This window comes from Blautia intestinalis (assembly GCF_014297355.1).
Classification (GTDB): Bacteria; Bacillota; Clostridia; order Lachnospirales; family Lachnospiraceae; genus Blautia_A; species Blautia_A intestinalis.
In genome coordinates this window covers 123,962-131,777 of sequence record NZ_JACOQE010000008.1, presented here as the reverse complement: position 1 = coordinate 131,777, position 7,816 = coordinate 123,962, and the positions used below count along the sequence as shown (strand labels likewise).

Here is a 7,816-nt window from a genome sequence, read left to right as displayed (position 1 = left end):
TTTCACACCGGACCATGCGGTCCTGTGCGCTTATGCGGTATTAGCAACCATTTCTGGTTGTTATCCCCCTGTATAGGGCAGGTTACCCACGCGTTACTCACCCGTCCGCCACTAGAAACAAATTAAATCTGCCGAAGCTTCAATAAAAGGTTTCCCGTTCGACTTGCATGTGTTAAGCACGCCGCCAGCGTTCATCCTGAGCCAGGATCAAACTCTCTGATAAAGTGTTTGATGCACTCAAGACAACCAACTAGCTTAGTTATCTCTCGTTTTACTGTTTTAAGGTTTTGTTCTTGAATTTAAAAAGAAATTTTTTTCGAGAATCGTATGTGTTTCACTGTTTAGTTATCAAGGTTCTTAACTGACTGTCTCTCAGACAGCTCGTTTACTTTATCACATTCATCAGTGCTTGTCAAGTACTTTTTTCAAGTTTTTTCGAAGCTTTTTTGATGTTTGTGCGTCGCTCTCAGGCGACTTGTTTACTCTATCACATCCTCACCGGATTGTCAACAACTTTTTTGCTTTTTTCAAAACATTTCAAATTGTTTATTCAGAAGAAACAATTCTTCGTGACAGCTCAGTTAGAATAACACTTTCCAACCGGGCTGTCAACACATTTTTTAATATTTTTTAATTGTTCTTCATAATGAATCGAATCGCATCCTGAATCCAGGATACGTAGATCAGATTCACACCTGCGACTTTTCCCACAGATGATTTGCAGACTTCCGGCAAAATCACGGTATCAAAGCCCAGTTTTTTCGCTTCTGCAACACGCTGTCCCGCCATACTGACAGCACGCACCTCGCCGCTGAGTCCGACTTCTCCGAACGCAATCACAGAGTCCGGAATGATGATATCTTTACAGCTTGATACGACTGCAAGAGAGATTCCCAGGTCAATCGCAGGTTCTGTCATCTTCATACCACCGGCAATATTTACATAAGCATCACACGAAGCAAGATGGATTCCGACTTTTTTCTCAAGCACTGCCATCAGAAGATTCACACGGTTAAAGTCCGTACCTACCGCAGTTCTTCTTGGTATCCCGAAATTACTCTGACACACCAGAGCCTGAATCTCAACAAGAATCGGCCGCGTTCCTTCCATAGAACATGCCACGATTGAACCGGATGTCCCGTTTGGTTTTCCATTCAACATAAATTCTGATGGATTTATGACTTCTTCCAGTCCTGTATTACGCATTTCAAAAACACCGATCTCATTCGTTGATCCAAAACGATTCTTTACTGCACGCAAAATACGATACGACGCATGACGATCTCCTTCAAAATAGAGCACCGTATCCACCATATGCTCCAATACTCTTGGGCCGGCAACATTTCCCTCTTTTGTCACATGTCCGACAATAAAAATAGATATGCCCTGTCCCTTTGCAATCTGCATCAGAACATTGGTAGATTCTCTTACCTGTGAAACACTGCCCGGTGCAGAGCTGATATCCTCATGAAACATTGTCTGAATAGAATCGATCACAACCATATCCGGTTTCTTACGCTCAATGACTTCTCTTATGGTTTCCAGATTTGTCTCACACAGTAATTGAAGGTTTTCATTAAACTCTCCGATTCTTTCCGCACGCAGCTTGATCTGACGCAGTGATTCCTCACCGGAAATATATAAAACAGAATTGCCTGACAATGCAAGATTTCTGCACACCTGTAAAAGAAGGGTGGATTTCCCGATTCCCGGATCTCCACCCACTAATACAAGAGAGCCGGGAACGATGCCGCCCCCGAGCACTCTGTCAAGCTCTCCTATCTTTGTCAGCCGCCGTTCATCTTCTGAAAGACGAATATCTTTCAGTACCACCGGCTCGGCTCTTCTTGAACCACTCTGCTGACCTCCGCCCACAGAAGAATTCTTCTTTGTGGAAACTGTTTCCTCTACAAATGTGTTCCATGCCCGACATCCAGGACACTGCCCCATCCATTTGGACGATTCATATCCACATTCCTGACAAAAATAAACGATCTTTTTATTTTTTAGCATTTTTCAACCTTAACTGTTACAGCTGCATCTCCGCCCAATTCTACACTAAAAGAAAGTTTGCCGCCAAGATTTGTCTGCATCTTTCCGGCGTCTTCTCCGTTGATGGAAACACTGTACTCTGTATCCGCTTCCATCTCAACGGTAATCTGTGCATCCTCGGCGCCTTCTACTTCAAATTCCATGCTGGATCCATCCTGTTTCAGAGAAAATACAGCTGTTCCCGGTACGGACTCATATACAAACATTCCATTACGTTCCAGTTTGGTGATTTCTTTAAATGTCTTAACTTTATAAACATCTCCCTGATATGGAAAATCAGATACTTTTGATTTTGCCGGCAACTCATAATTGCCAAAGCTGATTCCTCCATTTTCTTCTGTACGGATCAGTTCTTTTACTACTGCCATAATCTTATGTCCTCCCTAAGACTTTCTGTTGTGTTTTAGTCCTTAGATATCTGTATTTCGTTGTGACAATGTTCCAACTGTCACAGATATTTCGGTTATGTTATTATAACATTTCACACTTTTTTTGACCAGTATTACGGTCAAGATTTAACATCTTTTTTAGATTTGCCTTTTGTCACTTTTTCTTCTCTGACCGGGACAAAATGAATTTCTTTTTTTAGAAGCTGAATCTTTACAGTATCTCCTGTCTTTATCCCGCCATCCAGAATCTTATTTGCCATCGGATCTTCCAGCCTGTTCTGTATTGCTCTTCTAAGCGGACGTGCACCGTATTTACTGTCAAATCCTGATTCTGCAAGATAGTCTTTGACGGATTCTGAAATCTTAAGCTCAATTCCAAGTTGTTCCTCACAACGTTTCTCGAGGTTCTTAAGAAAAATATTCACAATCTTTTTGATTTCCGGCTTCTTCAGCGGATGGAAAACCATAATCTCATCAATTCGGTTCAGAAATTCCGGTTTAAAAAGACGTCTTACTTCTTCCATGACCCCAGATTTCATTCGCTCATAATCCTGCCTGTCATCTTTTTCTGACATAAACCCGAGTTTTTTCGGCTCAATGATTGCCTGTGCGCCCACATTTGATGTCATGATGATGATTGTCTGTTTAAAATCAACTTTTCGTCCATGCGCATCGGTAATATGTCCGTCATCGAGTACCTGAAGCAGAATGTTAAATACATCCGGGTGCGCTTTCTCAATCTCATCAAAAAGAAGAACACTGTATGGATTTCTGCGCACCTTTTCACTGAGCTGTCCGCCTTCGTCATAACCAACATATCCCGGAGGAGATCCGATCAGTTTGGACACACTGTGTTTCTCCATATATTCCGACATATCCACACGGATCATTGCCTGTTCACTGCCAAACACCGCTTCTGCCAGCGCTTTGGAAAGTTCTGTCTTACCGACACCCGTTGGGCCGAGGAACAGAAACGAACCAATCGGACGATGTGGGTCTTTCAGACCTACTCTTCCTCGCTTAACTGCCTGCGCAACAGCTTTCACCGCCTCATCCTGACCGATCACACGTTTGTGAAGTTCTTTTTCAAGTGCAGCAAGGCGTTTTGTCTCCCCGCCGGTCAGTTTCTTAACCGGAATCTTTGTCCAGTCTGAAACAATATCTGCCACAGAATTTTCGGTCACTGTCAGATGTTTGCGCTTATTTCTGCGTTCTTCTTTAGCTTTACAGGACTGAATCTGTTCTTCTATTTCATTTTGACGTTGCTGAAGCTCTTTCGCCATGGAAAGATCTGCTTTTTTGATTGCCAGCTCTTTCTGTTGCAAAATTTCTCGTATTTCAGTCTCAAACTGATCGATTTCCGGCACAGAACGATAGCCGCCAAGCTGAACTTTGGACGCTGCTTCATCAATTATGTCAATTGCTTTATCCGGCAAAAAACGATCGTTGATATAACGGACAGACATTTTTACTGCCGCTTCCAGCGCTTCATCCTCAATCGTCACGCCATGATGTTTTTCATAATACGGGCGAAGCCCTTTCAGAATCTCCAGAGTTTCCTGCTCCGTCGGTTCCTCCACCGTAACCGGTTGAAAACGCCGTTCCAGCGCAGCATCCTTTTCGATATACCTGCGATATTCTTCCTGCGTCGTTGCTCCGATAAGCTGGATTTCTCCTCTGGACAGAGATGGTTTCAGAATATTGGATGCGTCCAGTGCTCCCTCCGCACCACCGGCTCCGATGATCGTATGAAGTTCATCAATAAATAAAAGAATCCCCTTATTTGCACGTACTTCATCGATCACATTACGGATTCGTTCTTCAAATTCGCCACGATACTTGCTTCCTGCCACCATACCGGACATATCAAGCACGACTACACGCTTGTCTTTTACAGAATCCGGAACCATTCCGTTCACGATTTTCTGCGCAAGACCTTCTACAATTGCAGTCTTACCTACTCCCGGTTCTCCAACCAGACACGGATTGTTCTTGCTTCTGCGGCTTAGTATCTGGATAAGTCTTATGATTTCTTTATCTCGGCCGACCACCGGATCCAGTCTTCCCTCTGCTGCCATCACAGTCAGATCACGGCTGTACTGGTCCAGTGTCGGTGTTGCCGATCCCTTCTGCCCCTTCGCTTTTGTATTTTGAAGTTCTTCTGCCAGCGCCGGATTCTCGATTCCCATCGCATTTAAAAGTGCCGTATATAATTTCTGGATATTGACACCCATCGTATATAAAAGTCTGGTCGCTACGCAATCGGTTTCTTTCAGCATTGCAAGTAAAAGATGCTCTGTACCTGCTTCATTTTCCTGCTGATTTTCTGCTTCATGAACTGCAAGTTCAACCAGCTTACGCGCCCGCGGACTGTATACCGGTGTACGCTCTGCCACCAATATTTCCGATGATGGGGCGATCAGCTTATTGATCATCTGCTCAAGAGCCTCTTCTTCAACACCAAATTCTTCCAGAATCCTTCCGGCAGTGCCTTCTTTCTCCTTCAGCAATCCGGCAAGTATATGTTCTGTGCCTATATATGAATGTTTCCATGACTGTGCGGTGGCTTTTGCCAGTTTCAATGCCTGCAACGCCTGTCTGGTAAATCTGTCCTGCATAGTTCGTTCCTCCTGTCTGCCCGCATGAAACGGGACTGCTGTCTTCGCATATTTTCAGACGATTCTAATCAATTCCATATTCATCATAAATTTCATCAATCAGACCATGTACTTCTTCTCTGCTGACATTTCTGCAGCATCCTTTTGCAAGTGCAACGATAAGATTTTCCTTCATTTCTTCCATGGCTTTGATTTTATTTTCATCGACTGCTATGATTGCTCCACGTCTGCGGTCGATCGTTACAAATCCCTCCTGCCTCAGCAGAGAATATGCTTTATTTACCGTGTGCATATTGATTCCGATCGTATCTGCAAGCTGTCGAACGGAAGGAAGGGGATCTCCCTCCTGCAGTCTGGAAGTTGCAATCCCAAGGATGATCTGATTCATAAGCTGTACATAAATCGCCTCGTCACTGTTAAAATCGATTTCTATGACCACATTCCCGACCTCCTGTTGTTTTCCTATATGAAAACTGCCACACTGCATAACAGCCCTCACAATTTTCATGTTATACATATGGTAGCACAAAATTAAAATTTTGCAAGTACAAAAACAGACAGCCTTATGGCTGCCTGTCCTGAAAACATATCATATATTTTATCCGTTGATTTTTTTGAGCTGATCTCTGTTAAGGATCAGATTAAATCCCATCGGATTGATCACCAGTGCTTCTGCCTGCTCAATCAGAATCGTAGGAAGTTTGTCAAACGGAATCTTCGCAAGACGAAGCTTTTTGCCTCTTGCAAATTTTTCAAATTCCATGATATCCGAAAATACCGGCTGCAAAATCTGTCCGTCCTTGTTCTTCAGATATGGAATATTGATCTTTTTCGGCTCTTCTTCGCTACGTTCCATTGCAACAAGAAACTGAGACTTCTTAATGTTTGCAATCAGCTCTTCTTCCAGTGCCCTTAAGTTCTTGTGTTCCTCTTTTTCAACAGGACGGCGAAGTTCCTGCATAAAATAAATACCGGAAAGCTGTAATGCCGGATTCAGTACCGGACGTTTTGCCGGTTCCATCTTACTGAGATCCGGTCTGCGAACAATTTTTTCCAGATCAATTTCAATCTCATCTGTTCCGTTATTCCAGATTACTGTGTTTGCATCAATTGAAAACAGAAGTCCGTACATTCTCGGAAAATCTTTTTTCTCATAGCGCATTCCCATCAGAAGAACTTTATCTTCTAATTTTTTCTTGCCGAATTCTTTTAATGTCTCTTCTTCTGCAAAAAACCACACCTGATCATTATATGATTCTTCTCCGCAGGTCACATAAGGAAGCTTCGTCACCTGTGAATAAGCCACAAATACTGTCTCCCTTGCCTGAAGTTCCTTCACTGCATCTTCTACACTAATACCCATTTTGTTTTCCTTTCATTTATCGCTTCTGCATGATATATATCAATTATACCATATTTCACGAAAAATGGCACACCTTTTTGGTGATTTTTCTATCCTGACTCCGTCTTATGCGATTCTTACGCTTCATCAATGGCTTTTCCAATGTCATGACGCATATATTTATTTGCAAACTGGATCCATTCCGTTGCCGCATATGCGTTCTTTCTTGCTTCTTTCAGAGTCTTTCCTTTGGCTGTGATTCCAAGCACACGACCACCGTTTGTCACGATCTGTTCATCCTGAAATTTCGTGCCTGCATGGAAACAGTAATATCCATCTTTGTCTTTGAAATTCTCGAAGCCATACATCGGAATGCCTTTTTCATATTTTACCGGATAACCTTCACTTGCCAGAACGACGCAGACTGCTGCATTGTCCTCAAACTCCAGTTCCACCTGATCCAGTGTTCCATTAACACATGCTTCCATAACTTCAATAATATCGTTCTTCATTCGAGGAAGCACGACCTGTGCTTCAGGATCACCGAATCTGGCATTGTATTCCAGCACTTTAGGACCTTCTGCAGTAAGCATCAGGCCAAAGAAAATAATACCGACAAACGGACGGCCTTCTGCTGCCATAGCATCAACAGTTGCCTGATAAATGTGCTTTTTGCAGAATTCATCTACTTCTTCTGTATAGAACGGACTCGGTGAAAAAGTTCCCATGCCTCCAGTATTTAATCCCTTATCTCCATCCATTGCACGCTTATGATCCTGCGCGGATGTCATGGTACGGATTGTCTTGCCGTCAACAAAGGAAAGTACCGATACTTCACGTCCAGTCATAAATTCTTCGATGACCATCGTATTTCCGGCACTGCCGAATTTTTTGTCTTCCATGATTTCTTTGACACCGGCTTCGGCTTCTTCAAGTGTATTGCAGATCAGAACACCTTTTCCGAGTGCAAGACCGTCTGCTTTGAGAACGATCGGAAATTTTGCCTGTGTGTGTAAATATTCCAGTGCTTTCTGCGGATCATCGAAATTTTCATATCCTGCTGTCGGAATTCCGTATTTTTTCATCAGATCTTTAGAAAAAGCCTTGGAACCCTCCAAAATTGCAGCATTTTTGCGCGGTCCGAATACTTTCAGTCCCCGTGCTTCAAACACATCTACAACTCCGCCCACCAACGGATCATCCATACCGATGATCGTCAGATCCACATCATGCTCCCCTGCAAAATCAGCAAGTTTTTCAAATTCCATGGCTCCGATTGGCACGCACTCTGCATATTCAGAAATTCCGGCATTTCCCGGTGCGCAGTAAATTTTATCAACCTTCGGGCTTTTTGCAACGCTCCATGCAATTGCATGTTCTCTTCCGCCACTTCCAACAATCAATACTTTCATGAG

General features: G+C 43.2%; 6 protein-coding genes and 1 rRNA gene. All 7 read right to left on the bottom strand.

Annotation, left to right across the window (positions count from 1 at the left end; genetic code table 11):
- Positions 1–223: ribosomal RNA gene (locus tag H8Z79_RS12645) — 16S ribosomal RNA — on the bottom strand; the annotation flags it as partial.
- A gap of 407 nt (positions 224–630) precedes the next feature.
- Entirely contained in the window at positions 631–2,013 is a 1,383-nt protein-coding gene (gene radA / locus H8Z79_RS12640; protein WP_118040394.1) for a DNA repair protein RadA, read from the bottom strand.
- Positions 2,007–2,420, bottom strand: coding sequence for a hypothetical protein (locus H8Z79_RS12635; RefSeq protein WP_015541383.1), 414 nt, complete (start codon positions 2,418–2,420; stop codon positions 2,007–2,009). The genes radA and H8Z79_RS12635 overlap by 7 nt, the downstream gene beginning before the upstream one ends.
- A 140-nt stretch (positions 2,421–2,560) precedes the next feature.
- Entirely contained in the window at positions 2,561–5,059 is a 2,499-nt protein-coding gene (locus H8Z79_RS12630) for an ATP-dependent Clp protease ATP-binding subunit (RefSeq protein WP_118040392.1), read from the bottom strand.
- A gap of 64 nt (positions 5,060–5,123) precedes the next feature.
- Positions 5,124–5,498: a GntR family transcriptional regulator gene (locus tag H8Z79_RS12625; RefSeq protein ID WP_118040390.1), complete on the bottom strand. Its 375-nt coding sequence runs from the start codon at positions 5,496–5,498 to the stop codon at positions 5,124–5,126.
- Positions 5,499–5,657: 159 nt separating this feature from the next.
- Positions 5,658–6,422, bottom strand: coding sequence for an SseB family protein (locus H8Z79_RS12620; RefSeq protein ID WP_118040388.1), 765 nt, complete (start codon positions 6,420–6,422; stop codon positions 5,658–5,660).
- A gap of 116 nt (positions 6,423–6,538) precedes the next feature.
- Positions 6,539–7,813 carry a phosphoribosylamine--glycine ligase gene (purD, locus tag H8Z79_RS12615; protein WP_118040386.1) on the bottom strand — a complete coding sequence of 425 codons (1,275 nt, stop codon included), beginning with the start codon at positions 7,811–7,813 and terminating at the stop codon, positions 6,539–6,541.
- Positions 7,814–7,816: the final 3 nt, after the last annotated feature.